Below are 17,622 nucleotides of genomic sequence, written 5' to 3' on the forward strand. Positions count from 1 at the left end.
TTTTATTTATTAATATCTTTTCCTTTTAGAGGAAGATAGGATATTCAATTCATCCCGATACTTGGCTACCGTCCTGCGGGAAATCTCAATGCCCTTGCCTTTAAGCAGCTGGACCATATCCTGGTCACTGTATGGGGCTTTAGGATCTTCTCCTGAGACGATTTCCTTGATAAAGGATTTAATGCTCTGAGAGGATATGCCCTCTCCCTGGTTGCCTGCCACCCCACTGGTAAAAAAGTACTTTATTTCATAGACTCCCCTAGGGCTCTGCATGTACTTCCCATTAATAGAGCGGCTGACGGTGGATTCGTGAATCCCCACCTCTTCTGCAATCTGCTTTAAGGTCAAGGTCTTCAGATGTTTTGGGCCCTTATCAAAAAAGCCTTGCTGATACTTGACCACAGCGCTGACCACATTGTAAATGGTCTGCTTGCGTTGCTCAATGCTGCGAATCAGCCAAATGGCTGAATTTAACCGGCCCGACAGAAACTTGGTCAGGTTGGGATCGTTGTTCGATTCCTGTAGAACTTTTTCGTAATAAGAACTGACCATCAGCCGAGGGGTACTGCTCTCATTAACCGTAACCAGATATTCTCCATTGACCTCCTCCACAATAATGTCCGGTACGATGTACCGGGTGGTGGATTGTGAGGCAAACTGCCGTCCAGGCTTTGGCTCCAGGCTGCGAATCAAGTCGCAGATTTCCTGAACCTCCTGAACCGTAGCACCTAGCTCCCGGGCAATAGCGGATAATCTATTATCGGCCAAATCCTCCAGATAGTCATCGATAACCCGCTTGACTTGCTGATCCAACTGCCCCCGGCTCTCCAGCTGGATCAACAGACATTCCCCCAAATCTCTGGCACCAACCCCCACAGGTTCAAACCCCTGGATGGCCTGGAGCACCAGTTCCACCTTTTCACGAGACACGCTCAAGGCTCTGGCAATCTCCTCCACGGTCAACGTCATATAACCATTATCGTCCAGCGACTCGATGATGTATCTGCCGATGTTTCGATAGCTGGGCTTAATAGCCGCAAACTGAAGCTGAAACATGAGATGCTCCGACAAGGTCACATCTGAGGTGACGAACTGTTCAAAAGAATAGTCCTTATCCTCCTTGGTGTAATCTCCCTGACGATAGCTGATGTCATCGTATTCCCGCTCCTTGATGTGTTCAGCCCACTCCTTGCTGCTCAGTTCGTTACTGCCCAGGGTTTCACTGTTTAACTCTCTGGTACGCTCCCGAAGTTCTTGTCCTGAATCCGGCCTTTCAGCGTGCCCACCGATTTCCAGGCCTTCTCCTCTGTCTCTGCTGCTACTGGAAGCCTCCCCTGTGTCGGCAGGGCTCACCTGCTCCAATACGGGATTGACCAGTATCTGCTCCTGGACGTAATTGTCCAGTTCCTGAGTATTGAATTGTAAAATCTGAATAGCCTGAATCAGCTCTGGAGTCATGACTAGCTTCTGCGTCTGTTCTATTGTTAAATCATACCCAAGTTTCATCTTTCACCTCAAATCGCAAGAAAAGCAAAGTTATTCATCATAATTATACTATAAAACAACAAGAATGCCACCCCAAACTGGCAATCGGTTTGGAAAAATTACTCCAATCCTGGAAAACCCAGCTGACGCAAGGCTTCAAAGAGGATAATATTAGCCGAATTAGACAAGTTCAGAGACCTCAGCCGGGTATCTGCACTCATAGGGATGCGGATGGCCTGTTCCTGATGCTCTTTGATAAAGTCTCGTGGCAAGCCTGCCGTCTCCCGTCCAAACAAAATCATATCTTCATCCTGAAACTGAACTTCTGCATACTGGCGCCCTCCTTGGGTGGTGGCCAGATAAAGCTGACGATCTCCATACTTCTCCATAAAAGCATTTAAACTCTCATGGACCTCCAACCGCACAAAAGGCCAGTAATCGAGACCGGCCCTTTTGACACTTTTGTCATCTATCGAAAATCCCAAAGGTTCCACCAGATGGAGAACGCTGCCAGTGGCCGCGCAGGTCCTGGCGATGTTCCCTGTATTTGGCGGGATCTCCGGCTCTACAAAAACGATGTGAATTGCCATATTTTCACCTTCCAATCCTATTAGTATTCTATTTGTGAGTTTATTTTATCACATTTTATGCCAAAAAAACAACATTTGCCGTCAGACTTCCCAAAAAATTAAAGACAAATCCCACTAAATAGTATATAATATTTTCTACGGTTAAACGGCGTTGCCGGCAAAAATGATCCAGGAGGTATGAACATGAAAACAATCAAAATTGGACTACTGGGCCTAGGTAACATTGGAACTGGCACTTACAAGACTTTGGAAATGAACAAAGTGCAGATTACTGAGGCAACCGGTCTGAATCTTGAAATCAGCAAAATTCTTGAAAGGGATACCACCCGTGAAAGAGATATTACCGTGGTTCCCCAACAGTTTACACAAGACCCGGACGAAATCTTCCGGGATCCGGAAATAGACATTGTTATTGAGCTTTTGGGCGGCATTGAACCAGCCACCACCTTTATGCTGGAGGCGATGAAAAATAAAAAGAGTGTGGTCACCGCCAACAAGGCTGCTGTGGCTGCCAACTTTGAAAAGCTTGCAGAGACTGCTAAGGCCAATCAGGTGGAGTTCCGCTACGAGGCCAGCGTAGGCGGCGGTATTCCTATCATCAATGCCCTGACCACCGTTCTCCAAGCTAACCAGTTTGTGGAAATTCAGGGCATCCTCAACGGGACCACCAACTACATCCTCACACAGATGACGGACTTTGGTCTGAATTATGAGGATGTACTGAAAAAGGCTCAAGAGCTTGGCTTTGCAGAAGCGGACCCTACCGCGGACGTGGAAGGCATCGATGTGGCGAACAAGTTGTCTATCCTTATCGCCATTTTATTTCGCAGTTATGTTGCTCCGGGGCAGATACCAACTCAAGGCATCAGCAACATTACTCCTGAAGACATTGCGGAAGCCAAGGCTGAGAACAGCAAAATCAAACTCATTGCCTGCGCCCGCATGGAGGAAGGTCAGCTGACCTACAGCGTCAAGCCGACCAAGCTAAGCAGCGACCATCCTCTGGCCGCCGTCAGCAACGAATTCAATGCGGTTTACGTGACCGGCAATGCAGTAGGCGAATTGATGTTCTACGGCAAGGGTGCCGGCCCTCTTCCGACGGGAAGCGCCGTTATGGGCGACGTGCTGGAAATCGCCAAGAAAATTACAAGTAGATAAAAAATATCAGAGGTGAATACAATGAGTTTATATGAACAATGGCAAGATTTAATCAACAACCAGACAGACGACAGCTTCGCTGAATTCTGGGAAAAGTACAGCTCCACAGAGACAAAAATCTACACCGATATTCTGGAAAATCACCAGCATACACCGGTAGGAACCTTTCAGGAACTGAAAGAAAAGTATGAAGCCGACCCGGTGATTTTCATGGGTTTTCTGGATGGCATCAACACCAGTTTGAAAAATCCGCTTCCCATTGAAGAATACGATGAGACAGCAGCCATCCAACTGGATATTGATTTTGAAACGTTATTCTTCAACATGCTGGGAGCCGAAGCGGATTACTTATATTCCATTCCGGCTTGGGATCAGGTGCTGCCACTAGAAAAACGAGAAGAAATCGTCCGGGAATTCAAAAAATCCAAGACCGTCGTTAAAGAAAAAGAACCTGGCAGAAATGACCCGTGCTCTTGCGGAAGCGGCAAAAAATACAAAAAGTGCTGCGGCGCTGCTAAATAAACGTCTCGAAATTTTTCATAAAAGCTGACCTTTTAGGTCAGCTTTTAATTTTTGCCGCTTTTGTTCCAATCCATCTTCATCTTCTCCCCAGTTGACAAAGATGCCCTTAAATTCTCCGCAGCCAGGAAAGTAATCCGACAAAGCAACATCCGACCCGAAAAGCCCTTCTGATCTAGCCAAAGGCCGAGCCTGGCTCATCATATGCTCCCCCTCCTGAATAATTCGGCCCTCCTCCAGCTTGTAATGCTCATAGGCGCACCAGCGGCCTTCATTCTCCTGTTTCCTCTGAAACCGCCCCCACAGGGCTATATCCGCCAATTCTGCCAACAGGTTTACCCCTGAGGCATGGTACACGGCTATGGGAGTCTGGCTGGGCAGCCGGGCATCGATTTCCAGCACCTTCAACAGTCCTCCCTGATGGATAACTTCCACATCCATGATTCCTCGCAACTCAATCAGTTCCGCTAGAGAACATGCTATTTTAGCAAACCTCTCCAGCTCCTCTCCTGTCAGCTGCGGACAGGGGGCCGTCACTTTACAACAGTCGTAAACCTTATCCATATGAATCTGGGTAACCGTATACGTTCGATAATGCTGTTCGCTGCCAATGACCTCTAAGGAATAAGAGGGCCCCTCCAGGTATTCCTGGACAATCCATTGGTCCGAATCTGACTGATTGGCTAAAAAGTCCTCTACCTGCAAGTCCGTCTCCAAAAAGGTCACGCCGACAGAGCCACTTTCTCCGGAGGGTTTAGCGATATAAGGAGCCTTTCCCTGGGGGTAATACAAGGGTGAAGGAATGTGATTGTGGCGAAACAGCCGGTCCGATTGAAGCTTGGAAGCCGTTACAGCATAAGCATTGAAGTCAAAGGCTACCGTCAAGCCCTCTTCCTCCCCTATTTCCCGGATGGCTTGCAGGAGCTGCCAGTTCTCATTAGTGGGGAGCACCAGATCCGCCTCCTTCATCGCCGCCATCACCTGCGGCTCCCTAGCCACCACATCTCCACAAACAAACCGGTCACAGATCCCAGCTGCCGGGGCCTGAGGATTTCTGTCAATCAGAATGCTCTCCATCCCCGCTTCCCGGGCCAGGTAAACCGCCTCCGTCCCCTGTAATTTCCCGCCGATAATGGCAATCTTCATGACTGCACCTCCTCTTTCCCCCATAAAAAGGCTTTGTATTCTTCTCGGGAGGCCATGCGCAGCCCCATCTCTCCCAGAATACGTGCGGCCTCTTCCACGGTGCGGCCGCCGTCATCCACGTCCATGGTATTCTGTGCCACACCCATGAGGCCAGACCGTGGAGGGATAATAGAGGTAATTAAATTCGCTCCTGCTCCGATTCGCTCTTTAAGACCGCCGATGCCATCCACATCCAGAGACGCGGGAATCAGAGCATGAGGATAAAGAATTCGCAGGAGGGCGATAATTTTTAATTCTTTCAACCGATCGGGAGTCTGACAGCCCTCCATGGGGCTGCCCTGCTGAGGGACAAAGCTCATGACCCGCACCTGCCGAGCACCGATTTGGCCCATGACCAACAAGGATTCGGCAATGTCTTCGTCCGTTTCTCCCACTCCGGCCAACAGCCCCTCTTCAATGCACATTCCCTGATTTCGAGCATATAGCTTAGCGTTCATCCGCTCATCATAGTCCTGTTCCTTGCGCAAAGTTTTAAACAGCTGTCGGTTATGGGTCTCCTGATAGAGCGCATACCAATCGGCTCCGGCGTCAGCCATCCGCTGGATGGTCTCCGGTTCCACCACCCCAGGGGAAATCATCACCGGCGTGTCATACTGGTCTTTGATGGTTTGAATAATCCCCACGACGCTGTCAAAGGCCTCTTCATGATAGACAGGGTCTTCCCCCATGGTCAAATCGATGAGGTTCACCCCGGAATCAATCAGCTCCTGTGAGATGGACAAAATCTCCTCGCTTGTCTTTCTGTACCGCTCAATGGGGTTGGACTTCCGGTAATAGCAAAAATTACAGTCGTTTCTGCAAAAGGTGGTAAAATATACGAATCCATAGGCAAAAATCTTTTTTCCCTGTATCTCCTGCCGAAGCTGGCAAGCTCTAGCAAAAAGTTCTTTCAACACCTGTGGGTCGGAACTGCCCAGTAAGTCGACCAATTGCTGTTTGGTCAAAGCACCGTTTTTTAAATCCATCGTCCTTTCCTCCTTTTAAAATCCCATGGCCGCCATGTAATATTCCTGAAAATCGCTTCTGGCCGCCAGTTCTACATGTTGAATCTGTCTAGCCAGCGCCTCTGCTGCCTTCTGGCAGTCTGCGGACAGCAGAATCATCGCCGCACCGATTCCCGCCGTATTGCCAGCAAAAAAGAATTTATCTTCCTCTACATTGGGCAACAAGCCCATATTCACCGCACTTTCTCGGCGGATGTAACTGCCGAAGGCTCCAGCAATAGTAATCCGTTCCAGTTCCCGGAGCTCCAACCCCAGCTCTTTCATCAAAATAGTCATGCCTGCTGAAATGGCTGCCTTGACCAGTTGTACTTCCCTCAGATCTTTCTGAGTCAACACCACATCCCTAAACCCGTCGGGACTGAAATAAAGCACGAACTGGCTAGACCGTCCTTCTTCCCGTACATGCTCCAGCAGGGGCTCACTGATTCCCTTTTGCCGCAGCTTCTCTTTGCTCAGCAGACGGCCCGACTTATCCAGCAGCCCGGTGCGAATCAATTCCCCTACCGCATCGATAATACCAGAACCACAAATGCCTAGGGGTTCTCCCCCGCCAATGGTCTGAATCCGCACCTGTTCCTCTTCAATCTCTACTTGCTCGATTGCGCCAAGGGCGGCCCGCATGCCTTGTCGGATAGAACTGCCTTCAAAAGCTGGTCCAGCAGCGGTCGAACAAGCTGCCGCCCGGCCTTTTCCTGCCAGCACAATCTCCCCGTTGGTACCGATGTCCAGAAACAAGTGTCCTTGCTGCCAATCCAGCAACGAGGTAGTAAGAATGCCCGCTGTAATATCCGAGCCTACGTGGCCAGCTATGTTGGGGGCAAGGTGGACCCCAGCGTTGGTATTGCCCTTTAGCCCCAGTTCCAAGGCCCTCACCTCTACTCCCCTCGTAAACACTGGTTCAAAGGGAGACACGGCCAGTGGACAGGGGTCAATGCCCAGAAGGATATGACTCATGGTGGTATTTCCCACCAGGGAATAGCGGTAAATGTTCTCTGCTTGGACACCTTCTGTTTCCTCAAAGCTGCTGACGGCCTCGTTGATACACTGAATCATCAGGCCCTGGAGCTTTTGAAGGTTTTGCCCATCTTCCATGACCCCGGTGATGCGCGAAATCACATCCGCTCCGTAAACGCTCTGAGGATTCGTCTTAGCGGCCACCTGGACTAGTTGTCCTTTGTTCAAGTCCCAAAGCATGATAACAACTGTGGTGGTGCCCATGTCCACGGCTACCCCATAGTTTTTCCACTGCTGGTCTCCAGCTTCTGCATGAAGCACCTGACTGCCCCATAAGGTCAAAGTCAGTTCCTGGCTCTCTTTCAACAGAGTGGGCAAGACTCTTAACACCTGACAGGGAAAGACCAGCTCTGACTGCCCTAGGGCGTTTTGAATACGCTCCTGAAGACTCTGGGATTCTGCTAAGCCAGTCTTCGTCAGCCGAACGAGCTGCTTGCGAACAGTTGGCTGGGGCACGAAGTTTTCTGGCAGACGAATCAGTTTTTTCTTTCGGTCGTCTGCCGTCTCCAATTCGGGTACCTGAACGATCATGCCATCCCACACGAGTTCAGTACAGGCCAACCGATATCCTGCCTCCTGCTCTGCCCTGCCCGAAATTTTCACCAGACACTTTCCACAGGTCCCTGCTCCGGCACAGTTTCCGTCGATATGGATTCCTGCTCTGGCCGCAGCTTGGAGAACCGTCTCTCCTGGCTGCCCTTGGATGGTTCGGTTTTGTGGTAAAAAAGTTATGTTCATTCCGCGTCTCCTTCCCGCCTCTCTTTATCACTCGTTGAAAATCGGCAAAAGCCACAGCCAGAAGCAGTCCCCCGGCACTTCATACATCCCGGCTCTATACGAACCTGGGCATCGTTGAGCACAAAATATAGTCCAGTACAGGATTTTTGAGGAATTATCAAACCATTGTCCTTGACTGCTATACCTAACTCCTCTCCCTGTAATAAACTCATAATTTTTTTGGATTCCTGCACTGACATGCCGTAATAACCCGGTCCAAATTCCTCCGACAGATACGCCGAAGACGGAATCCCGAAAATGGAATCTCCCATACGGCTTTCCAAATCTTTCCGAATGCGATCCCGCAGAAGTTCTGCCGCCGCATCCACATAAGCCGTTCCCCACATGTCGGCATAGAGAAAGTCTACAATATTCTCCTCACTGGAAAAATAACATTCTCCTGCGGTGAGCAGGTACAGGTACAGGCCTGATACCGCTTCTTCCGGCAGCTGCTCAAAATAATGACAGTGAATTTCCAGTTCTCCCAAAGTAAGCTTTCCCTGATGGAAGTATTCCGCCCCCCAAAATGAAAAGACACCCCCAAGACGAATTCCCGCCAGACCATCGGCCCGAACCTGGCTGCCCCTCTTCAGCATCCGCTGGTGTTTCGGCTTGCTGAGATCGAAGCCACAGGCCTTTATAAAACGCTGTTCCGCCAGGGGATAGGCGGTTGCCTCCTCAAACCATAGAATCTCTCTCTTCATAAATGCCCTCGTTCCTCTATCTTGAGAAAAAAGGTGATAAACCCTGGGGCCTACCACCTTACCGCTTCATTCTTTTTTCTTTTTCTTTCATCAACTTATCCGCTACCCACACCGCTTCAACGGCATCCTCACTGTAGCCATCTGCGCCGATTCGCTTAGCCCATCTGGGGGTACAGGGAGCTCCCCCTACCATAGTCATAAAGGCTGCCTTTTGACCAGCCTCCAGCAGCAGCTTCTCCAGCTTTTTCTGCTCCGCCATGGTGGAAGTCAGCAGTGCACTGGTGCCGATGATATCCACCTGATTTTTGACCGCTTCCTCCAAAATAACTTCTGCCGGCACCTCGCAGCCTAAATCAATGACCTCAAACCCTGCCGTCCGCAAGGTGGAAGCCACAATGCCTTTGCCTATATCGTGAACGTCGCCAGCCACGGTGGCCAGCAAAACCGTACCTTTCTTCTTAAAAAAGGAGTCCTCTTTTTCAGGTGAATTCAACAGCTTTAAAATGTTATCGGTGACATTTTTCATCACCTCTGCTGCATAAACCAACTCTGGAATAGACAATCGCCCACTGTCGAACCGTTGTCCCAACTCCTGATTGCCTGCCCCAAAACCGGACATCAGCAATTCTAACAAATCTACCTGCCTCATCTGCGCTTCTAAAATCAAGCTGAAGGCCTGCTCCTCATCCGCCTCGACGATAGCCTCTTTTGCCCGTCTGAACAATTCCTGTTTTTCCAAACCTGCGCCTCCCGACATCACCTGACGTTCCTCGTGAAATATGTCATAAACTCACAGCACACAAACGTTTCCCTCGCCTGTGATTTTATTCATATTTTATCATACTTCCCATTTCTTTACTATCTGTAATTGCGGTGATAGAGACAAGCTTTTAGAAAAAAACAGAATGCTCCAGATTGGGACTGCTCCTCGCTGAACCACCCTGGAGCCTGTTTCTTTCTAGTTCTATATATTCTCCCTGGTAAGGTTTATGGTCAGGCTTCTAAACATCCTGCTCCTCGCAGTTTATTTTAAGCCGGCCCGTTCCTTAAACCGCTCCACGGAATTAATTTTGACACCGAGAAGTTCCTGAATCCGAAACTTGGCTTCCATCCCTGCATTGGCACCGGCACACGGTTCCACGTGGGCTAAACCCAGCCCCAGCTCTTCTCTCTTTTCCGACATGGTCACCACGTCGCACAATTCTTCTAAAGATACCCCCAGCTTCTCTGCCACGTATGCCTTCGCTTCGTCGATTTTCATCTTCTCCGCTAGCTGTAGCCGCATAACCAGATCTCCGGCAGTGCGGGTACCGCCCATACAAGCGGCCAGAGCGTGTGCAGCCTCGGCACCTAAAGGATCCCCTACGCCTATCTACAATCCGTCAATCTTGCCGATCTCAATTAATGCCTTATCCGCTCTAGATACCACATCTGCCGGAAGATTCTCACACATAGGAATACCACATACACCCATGCCTGCGTTGGCGTGGACCGGAATATTGGCGACAGCAGTACAGGCCTTTACAAAGGTGCAAACCCGAGCAATATTCCAAGGAAAAGACTTGTTGCAGTTGGTGTTGACTACCAGTCCAAAGATGCTGGCCCCAGCCTCTTCCACCAGCTTCACCTGTTTGTGGGGATACAGTCCCGCCAGCCGTTGCCCATTATACTTTAGCTTGCCGTGCATCCCCAGTACAAACTCACCGGCCATGCCAATTTCTACTGGCATGTGAGGAAATTTCTCCCGAATGACCTCTGTGGCCTTTAACGCTACTAAAAAATCAGCATCGCCGGCAGCCCCCGAGGTGTCCAGCATAAATCCATCCGCACCCACGTCGTTCATCTGCTCCGCCACATAGACGATATCCCGAACCGCATGACCTACCGCCTCTTCCTGAGCCGCCATGGCTTCCTGAATCTTGCCCTCTGGCAGCAGCACCGCCCAGTTGTCCACCGGACCGTCCGGCTTGGTATAAAACCCCAGGTTTGGCATGGCCCCGTAAAACAGGGGCATGGTGCAGCGGCCTAAGGCCTGTTTTAATACGGTGGCCTCTCTTTTTGCCACCCCTTTTACAGTTTTATAATTGTAGTCACTGTAACCGATATCTACCGAATCCGCTCCCAATACGCGCTCGTGAATCATCGCGTTTGTATCCCTGGATGTAGGTACGCCGCACTTGGTGCTGATTTTATCTGATCCGGAATCGTTGGAGGAAACCACCTCCATACCCGGATTTACTCCTACAATACTGCCCGGCATGGTGACAATCTCATAGAGATATTCCGCCTCTGCCTCGGTCAGGGCATCAATCTTGCCTCTGCGAACGGCATCCGCAATGCCCTCTTGGATGTCTGCCCGGATAGCTTCTTCCGTCATATGCACGATGGACCCATCGCCCATACGGGTAAAAAAGGTTTTCTCTTGGCCCATATGTATCATCCTTTCTGCTTTCTAGCCTTAAACTGCGCTAATTCTTCTGCTTCTTCCTCTCCTTCCAAGACGATGTCATGAATCCTCTTCTTCACATCCTCTGGCAGGGGTGTTACCTGGTAATTTTCTAAGATTTGGCGAGCTTGTTCGTTGGCGGCCTGATCCATGGTTTTTGAACCGTTTGCCTCCCAATTCTCTCGCATACGGCGGTTAATCAAGTTGGTGGTAGACAATTCTTGCCTCATATACTGTCTGGTGTGCTTCTGAGCCAGATAATTTCCGGCAGGTCCTACTGCCTTGATTACCTCTAAGGCCAAGGTGTCCTTGTTTACTGGGATACCTTGAAGAATTCGTCTGGTCATCTTTACAATTTCCTGATCGATGAGCAGCTGCTCATAACTCATGGTCATACCCATTTCCAACATGCCCATACCGTAAATTACATTGCTTCCAGTGACAGCCGGCAACAGGTTTGTGAGAGTCTTCTCATGTCCCAGCTGTTCATCCAAACATTTACTGTCCCCCTATGTGCCGCCTACATTGGTAGGTATGCCATAGTAATGACCAAGCTGGCCTACAGCGGCTCCGCATAAAGCATGCTCGGGAGCGCCTACCGGCGATTGGGCTGTCTTCATGTCCATGATGGTGGTAGAGGTCCCATAGAGAATTGGATTTCCTCGGTTAATGATTTGAGCCAAGACAATCCCTCCTAGAATCTCTGCATTGGTGCAGACCAGCGTACCCGCCAGGGTAGCCGGCGTGGTTCCGCCGCACAGGCCCATGGATAAAATATCAATCGGCAAACCATACTCGGCAGACAGCTTGATGATGCTGGTCTCGTTTTCATTAATCTCCAGCGGGCTGTTGGGACAGGCCCCCATGGTGATGATCGGACGCTCTCTCAGCTTGTCATATCCCCCTTGTATGGCCGCCGCCATGTCTATAAAGCGTTTCGTATTTTTGATCCCTTCCAGGTCGTGAGCGAAGTTTTTAGTCAGATTGTTCAGCACGGCCTCCGCTTCGTGAAGGGAACGGACTTTCTGGTTCACATCTCCGGCTGTGACAGCGATAGAAAATACGTCACAGGCTTCCATGGCATCGCAAAACCTGGCTACATCACACAAATCCTGTTTGGTCGTTTCCCGGAGTTCATGGGTGTAAGGGTCCAAGATAAATACTCCTGTACCAAAATTCTTATACGCCACTCGTTTTCCGCCGACCAGGGTATCATGCTTAGGGTCACGTCCGCAGAGCGTGAATTCTGCGGGACAAGCTTCAATGGCGTCGATAATCAGGTTCCTAGGAAATTTTACCCGGTCACTTTCGTAATTAACTTCACAGCCGGCACCGGCATAAATGTCTAAAGCTTCTTTCCCGTGAATTTGCAGACCGTACTCTTCCATGAGCTCCAGCGTAGCCTCATGAATGGCATCTAAATCTTCATTCCTAAGAACGCAATACCCGTATATATCTGTTTCATGGGTAAATTTAGCCATCTTATAATTCCTCAATCCATTTTAGAAGGTAATTTACCGTATCGGAAGCATCCTCGCAATAAGCATCTGCACCAATTTTCTCTGCCCAGCGGTTGGTCACCGGAGCACCGCCCACCAAAGTCTTCACCTTGTCCCGGATGCCAGCTTCTTTCAGTGCTTCTTCGATGTCTTTCTGCACGGTCATGGTGGTAGTCAGCAAGGCACTGCTGCCTACAAACTGCGCGTTGTGCTCAATTGCTGCCTCTGCAAATTTTTCTGCGGGCACCTCTCTGCCCAGGTCGTACACTTCAATACCGTTGGTCTTCACCAAAGAGGCCACGATGCCCTTGCCAATATCGTGCACGTCTCCTTCTACGGTGCCAATAACAAATACGCCTTTGGACTTCATGGACGACATATCCATCTTTCCTTCGATTTCTGTACTCACAATCTTCATAACTTCCGTAGCAAAAATCAGCTCAGGCAAAAATACTTCTCCCATGCCGAAAAGATCGCCCAATTCTTTCATCCCGGCACTGTAGCCTTGAGTTAACAGCTCTACCAGGTCCAACCCTTCTGCTTCAGCGTCGGCGAGAGCCTCCAAAGCCAAGTCCTCATCTGCTTCGATGATGGACTGCTTTGCTGCTTCCATGATTGCTTCTTTACTCATTCCTATTTCCTCCCAATCAACATTAAAAGCCCTTGTAACAAACATATTGATGGTTTCATTTTACTGGTTTCAGCCCATTCAGGTATATAAAGTATTTTAGTAATTTTAGTGATATTTTTATGTGGATTATTCGATAGGATTTGTCTTTTTACCGCCCCTGTGATACAATTCATGTAGAAATTTTTATAAAATTTAGAATTATCTTTGTATAGTAACCAATGATTTGATTGGAGGACAGGCATGAAAAATGTTCTTATTCCCATGATGGATAAACCCAAGGGCAACTCCCTGTCCGACTATCTCATCCATTCTCTGGAAGCCTTTGCCACAATTGCCGAAATTCCTGTCACCTACTTTGATAATCGGCACCAAATCTGCCGAGAATTCAGGCGGGACCACAAAATCTGCAACTTTTTTGAAGTTTACCAGCGGTGCTCCGGCCCTTGCAGACGCAACCTGGCCTCCTCGGGCCAATTTGCCTCTCGGCTGGGAGAACCCTATATCTTTCTATGCAAAGCTGGTTTAACCCATATTGCCACTTCTCTGATTGTGGAGAAGAAATCAGTAGGCTACTTCATTGCTGGCCCCTTGGTTATGGGTGAACTGAGAAACAGCACCTCCGGCAAGTTTTCCGCTCTGAATAGTCTGGAGCAAAAAGACCTCTCTCAGGCAGAAGCTTTTGCCCGCCAAATGAAGGTTTATCACCCCAATGAAATCTCTCAGCTGGCTTTACTCTTTTACAACTCTATTATTACCTCCGCTTCTGCTGCCATGGACTACGACGACCTGCGAAACCAATATAGCCAACAAAACCGGATAGGCAGTGACATTCAGCAATACAAGAAAGACCTGCGCCCGATGGAATATCCTTATGAACTGGAAAACCTCTTGCTTGACAGCATTACCCAAGGGCAGATGGACGAAGCCAGAAACCACCTGGACCAGCTGATGAAGACATTTTCCGTCCTGGAGGCTGGAGATCTGGAAGGAATTAAAGCCAAGACTCTGTGGCTCTTTGCAATTATCCTGCGCATCGCTGGAGAAAATGAGAAGAACCTCAGCGACATATTAGATGCAGACCTAGACGTCATTCACCGGCTCAGCGAAGCCACCTCCTGCAATCAGCTAATAGACGCGGCCCAGGATATCACCCAGGTAATCACGAAGAACATGCTGACCTCTATTTATAATGGCCATTCCCAAATCGTCGCGAAAGCACTACAGTTTATTAACCGACATTACCGGGATAAGATTACCCTGCGTGACATGGAGGAGACCCTTCACGTAAATCCATCCTACTTCTCTACCCTCTTCCGCCATGAGATGGGCGTCACTTTTACCGATTATTTGAACGCTTTAAAAATTCAATGGGCCTGCCAGCTGCTATCCACCACCAATCTGAGCATCATTGACGTGTCCTTGTCTTCTGGCTTTGACGATCAGAGTTACTTCACTAAAGTCTTCAAGAAGGCCAAAGGGGTCACGCCTAAGCAGTACCGCGGCACTCATTCTTCTGGGGATACGGATTCTTCTTGGCGAACTTTCCTGAATTGACAGGAAAAGGAGAATGCGTTATATTTAATTAAGTAGAATACATGGAAAGCATGTACGAGAAAGGATTTATAAGAATTTATATGGAAAAGTTAAGAAATCTTCTAGTCGTCCTGGGCATCATGGTAGGCCTTCTGCCATCATTTCTCTACTACACCCAGAACACCTATTATGGAATGTCCTTCAGCCTGATTACCACCTTTGCCACGGTCGGCTTCTTTATTGCTGCCTGTATCACACAGATACGCATTAATCGCCAGGTAGGCCGCAGCATCATGTTTCCTTGTATCTTTATTGGAGGTTTTGTGGTTCTGGTCGTGTACGTCATTTATCGGTTTATTTAAAAGAGTTATCTGAAAAACTCAAAAAGAGTACCGTTTCCCCTAGAGGAATCGGTACTCTTTTCAGTTTAAGGATACAGCAAATGGACAAGGCTGGTCCGCCTGCTCATCCCGCTGTAATAACTTGTGTTTATTTTGCCTTTACAGCAGGAAGGATAGTCTCTACCTCTGCATGTGGTCTAGGGATTACGTGTACAGAAACCAGTTCGCCAACTCTCTGGGCTGCTGCTGCCCCTGCATCGGTAGCTGCCTTTACAGCACCTACATCTCCTCTGACCATGACGGTAACTAATCCACCGCCAACAAATTCTTTACCAATTAACGTTACGTTTGCTGCCTTCACCATGGCATCTGCCGCTTCGATGGAGCCTACTAGTCCCTTTGTTTCAATCATTCCTAATGCATCATACTTCATCTTAAAACCCTCCTGCACCTAAATTCACCTTTATATTTTTATTTTAATAGATTTTTTAATTTTATTCAAGAACTTCTTTTCGCTCTTGTCTATCCTTTATTCCCCAATCAACCACAGGATCTGGGCCTGCCAACTCAAGTCTCCTTGTTTTTAAATTTTCTAAAATAGGTTATAATGAATACAACATGAAAAAATATACAAAGGAGAAGCCATATGAACCTAGAGAACATAAAGGAAAATGGTGCAAATATCGCCGTTATCTTTAGCCAGATACCTCTAATCACAGATACTCAGTCCGCCCTGGACTTGATTATGACGGTGAAATACGACACAGGAGCCCAGCGAATTGCCATCAACAAGGAGGCCATCGCCGAAGAATTTTTCATTCTGAGCAGCGGACTGGCAGGAGATATCCTCCAAAAATTCATCAACTATCAGATTAAGTTTGCCATTTACGGCGATTACAGTAAATACACCAGCAAACCGTTAAAAGACTTTATATACGAATCCAACTGCGGCAAGGATGTCTTCTTTCTTGCATCAAAGGCAGAAGCCGTTCATCAGCTGGCAAACGTTTAATGACCACCGTTTAAGCCAATCGGAATTGGCGAACCTCTTTTTGCAGCATATGAGCCTGAGCAGCCAATTCCTCACTGGAAGCCGAGCTTTCTTCTGCTGTTGCTGCGTTATTTTGAACCACTGCTGAAACCTGAGCCAGCCCTTGATTTACCTGTTCAATAGCTCCGGCCTGTTCTACTGTAGATTCCTCTACCTGCTGAATGGACTGCTGAACTAGCTTGGCCTTCTCTTCCACATTCATCAAAAGCCCCAAGGTCTCTGAAGCCAAACGTTCCCCTTCGGCTACAGTAGCGACGGACTGCTGAATCAAAGCAGCCGTCTGTTTAGCGGCTTCGGCAGATTTGCCTGCCAGACTTCTCACTTCGTCTGCTACTACAGCAAAACCTTTCCCTGCATTTCCTGCCCGGGCAGCTTCTACCGCCGCATTCAGGGCCAAAATGTTAGTCTGGAAGGCAATATCCTCTACCAGCTTCGTAATCTTGGATATTTCTTGTGAAGACTCCCCAATTTCTGTCATGGCGGTGTTCAGATCTTCCATGTGTCGATTGCTGTCGACCACGCCTGAGCTTGCCTGCTCAATGTACGACGTAGCCTTGCGCACGTTGTCTGTATTAGCCTCTGCCTGCTGTGTAATGCTTGCAACAGCAGCAGTCAGCTCTTCTACGGTAGCAGCCTGTTCTGTAGCCCCTGATGCCAGAGCCTGAGAGGCATTGGATACCTGTCCAGATCCGGCGTCCACCTCGTCGGCAGCAGAATAGATAGCCTTTAGTGTACGGCTTAAATCCTGCTCTACCCGCTGGAGTGCCAACCCTAAAGCATCTTCTTGCGACCGCAACGGCACCTCCTGGGTAAAATCGCCTCGGCTAATCAGTTCGGCAACCTGAACCTGCTTGCGTATGCCAGCCAGCATATTGTTGAAGGAATCAGCCAAACGTCCAGTCTCGTCTTTGGAATCCACTTGCAGGTCAACATCAACCCGCCCCAAAGAAATATTGTCGGCTGCGGCTACTACTTGCTCAATCGGCTTGCTGATAACATTAGATATCCGCCGACCCAATAAGATGGCGGCTACAACGCCCAACACAATAACCACCAGCGAGGTGAGAATCATAGCTAAAGATAAGGTATTATTTCCTTCTGCCACCTTTTTAGCACTAGCCATTCCGTCCTCAACCAAGGAATTAATGTTTTGTACCAATACCTCGGTATCGTCAGCCGCTGCGTTGAGGGCCACCATCGCTTCATCCATCTTTCCTTGTTGTGTCAGAGAAAGGACTTCTTCCACCGATGGAAAATAGTCCTCTGTAAAGATTTTCTCTATGGTCGCAATTTTTTTCTTAGCACTCGTGTTGGACACCGTCAGGTTATAGGCTGACAGATACTTTAAAAAATCTTCTTTGTCCTGTCGGCATAACTCCGCATACTGATTTAGCTTCTGCGGATCCTCTGCGTAGAGCATGGCACTGCGCACATCAATGCGGATTTGAAAGAAGACTTCCACTCCCTTGGTTAAATCTTCAAGAGGTGCGGTCTGCTCCTTGTACAATTTGGTGTCGGCCTTCGTAATCTGGCTCATGCCAAAGATACCCACAAGCCCAACCACCAGCATCAAAGCAGATAGAACTAAAAATCCGGTCAGTAATTTTTTTGAGATGGAAAAGTCTTTAAAATTCTTCATGATAAAAGCCTCCTTCTTTCACCAG

Annotated in this window: 15 protein-coding genes and 2 pseudogenes; 5 read left to right on the forward strand and 12 right to left on the reverse strand. The window is 48.7% G+C overall.

Going from position 1 to position 17,622, the window contains the following annotated elements; translation table 11 throughout:
- Window positions 1-9: 9 nt before the first annotated feature.
- Window positions 10-1,506 carry an RNA polymerase factor sigma-54 gene (rpoN, locus tag Ami103574_RS12045; RefSeq protein WP_163067228.1) on the reverse strand — a complete coding sequence of 499 codons (1,497 nt, stop codon included), beginning with the start codon at window positions 1,504-1,506 and terminating at the stop codon, window positions 10-12.
- Between the two features lie 98 nt (window positions 1,507-1,604).
- Complete coding sequence (gene trmL, locus Ami103574_RS12050; RefSeq protein WP_163067229.1) at window positions 1,605-2,075, reverse strand: tRNA (uridine(34)/cytosine(34)/5-carboxymethylaminomethyluridine(34)-2'-O)-methyltransferase TrmL; 471 nt, start codon at window positions 2,073-2,075, stop codon at window positions 1,605-1,607.
- Between the two features lie 183 nt (window positions 2,076-2,258).
- On the opposite strand from trmL, the gene Ami103574_RS12055 reads away from it, so the two are divergent.
- Window positions 2,259-3,233 (forward strand): homoserine dehydrogenase, encoded by a 975-nt coding sequence (locus tag Ami103574_RS12055; RefSeq protein ID WP_163067230.1) that lies wholly within the window; start codon window positions 2,259-2,261, stop codon window positions 3,231-3,233.
- A gap of 21 nt (window positions 3,234-3,254) precedes the next feature.
- Entirely contained in the window at window positions 3,255-3,755 is a 501-nt protein-coding gene (locus Ami103574_RS12060) for an SEC-C metal-binding domain-containing protein (RefSeq protein ID WP_163067231.1), read from the forward strand.
- Between the two features lie 15 nt (window positions 3,756-3,770).
- On the opposite strand, the gene pylC is transcribed toward Ami103574_RS12060, so the two are convergent.
- The 8 genes and pseudogenes from pylC to Ami103574_RS12105 all read right to left on the reverse strand — a co-directional run bounded on the left by pylC (window position 3,771) and on the right by Ami103574_RS12105 (window position 13,033).
- A complete protein-coding gene (pylC, locus tag Ami103574_RS12065; RefSeq protein WP_163067232.1) occupies window positions 3,771-4,898 on the reverse strand; it encodes a 3-methylornithine--L-lysine ligase PylC in 1,128 nt (375 codons plus the stop codon).
- Entirely contained in the window at window positions 4,895-5,923 is a 1,029-nt protein-coding gene (gene pylB / locus Ami103574_RS12070; protein WP_163067233.1) for a methylornithine synthase PylB, read from the reverse strand. The genes pylC and pylB overlap by 4 nt, the downstream gene beginning before the upstream one ends.
- 15 nt (window positions 5,924-5,938) lie before the next feature.
- The gene (locus Ami103574_RS12075; protein WP_163067234.1) at window positions 5,939-7,714 is read right to left on the reverse strand and encodes an ASKHA domain-containing protein; all 1,776 of its coding nucleotides are present in this window, start codon (window positions 7,712-7,714) and stop codon (window positions 5,939-5,941) included.
- Entirely contained in the window at window positions 7,711-8,457 is a 747-nt protein-coding gene (locus tag Ami103574_RS12080) for a vitamin B12 dependent-methionine synthase activation domain-containing protein (RefSeq protein WP_163067235.1), read from the reverse strand. Before Ami103574_RS12080 ends, Ami103574_RS12075 begins: the two co-directional genes overlap by 4 nt.
- Window positions 8,458-8,515: 58 nt before the next feature.
- Window positions 8,516-9,196: a cobalamin B12-binding domain-containing protein gene (locus Ami103574_RS12085; RefSeq protein ID WP_163067236.1), complete on the reverse strand. Its 681-nt coding sequence runs from the start codon at window positions 9,194-9,196 to the stop codon at window positions 8,516-8,518.
- 285 nt (window positions 9,197-9,481) lie between these two features.
- Window positions 9,482-10,897: pseudogene (mtbB, locus tag Ami103574_RS12090) on the reverse strand ([dimethylamine--corrinoid protein] Co-methyltransferase).
- Window positions 10,894-12,384, reverse strand: a pseudogene (gene mttB / locus Ami103574_RS12100) ([trimethylamine--corrinoid protein] Co-methyltransferase). The pseudogenes mtbB and mttB overlap by 4 nt, the downstream one beginning before the upstream one ends.
- Before the next feature lies 1 nt (window position 12,385).
- Entirely contained in the window at window positions 12,386-13,033 is a 648-nt protein-coding gene (locus Ami103574_RS12105) for a cobalamin B12-binding domain-containing protein (protein WP_163067239.1), read from the reverse strand.
- 240 nt (window positions 13,034-13,273) lie between these two features.
- Here Ami103574_RS12105 and Ami103574_RS12110 point away from each other — a divergent pair, with 240 nt between their 5' ends.
- Together Ami103574_RS12110 and Ami103574_RS12115 are read left to right on the forward strand one after the other, a co-directional pair.
- Window positions 13,274-14,587, forward strand: coding sequence for an AraC family transcriptional regulator (locus tag Ami103574_RS12110; protein WP_163067240.1), 1,314 nt, complete (start codon window positions 13,274-13,276; stop codon window positions 14,585-14,587).
- Between the two features lie 80 nt (window positions 14,588-14,667).
- Window positions 14,668-14,928 (forward strand): hypothetical protein, encoded by a 261-nt coding sequence (locus Ami103574_RS12115; RefSeq protein WP_163067241.1) that lies wholly within the window; start codon window positions 14,668-14,670, stop codon window positions 14,926-14,928.
- 127 nt (window positions 14,929-15,055) lie between these two features.
- Here the strand turns inward: Ami103574_RS12115 and eutM are convergent, their stop codons facing one another.
- Entirely contained in the window at window positions 15,056-15,340 is a 285-nt protein-coding gene (gene eutM, locus Ami103574_RS12120) for an ethanolamine utilization microcompartment protein EutM (protein ID WP_163067242.1), read from the reverse strand.
- A gap of 213 nt (window positions 15,341-15,553) precedes the next feature.
- On the opposite strand from eutM, the gene Ami103574_RS12125 reads away from it, so the two are divergent.
- On the forward strand, window positions 15,554-15,919 hold the full coding sequence (locus Ami103574_RS12125; protein WP_163067243.1) for a DUF4180 domain-containing protein: 366 nt from the start codon (window positions 15,554-15,556) through the stop codon (window positions 15,917-15,919).
- A 10-nt stretch (window positions 15,920-15,929) separates the two neighbouring features.
- Here Ami103574_RS12125 and Ami103574_RS12130 read toward each other — a convergent pair whose 3' ends face one another.
- Window positions 15,930-17,597 carry a methyl-accepting chemotaxis protein gene (locus Ami103574_RS12130; protein ID WP_163067244.1) on the reverse strand — a complete coding sequence of 556 codons (1,668 nt, stop codon included), beginning with the start codon at window positions 17,595-17,597 and terminating at the stop codon, window positions 15,930-15,932.
- Window positions 17,598-17,622 lie beyond the last annotated feature (25 nt).

It is taken from the genome of Aminipila butyrica (genome assembly GCF_010669305.1).
Taxonomy (GTDB): domain Bacteria; phylum Bacillota; class Clostridia; order Peptostreptococcales; family Anaerovoracaceae; genus Aminipila; species Aminipila butyrica.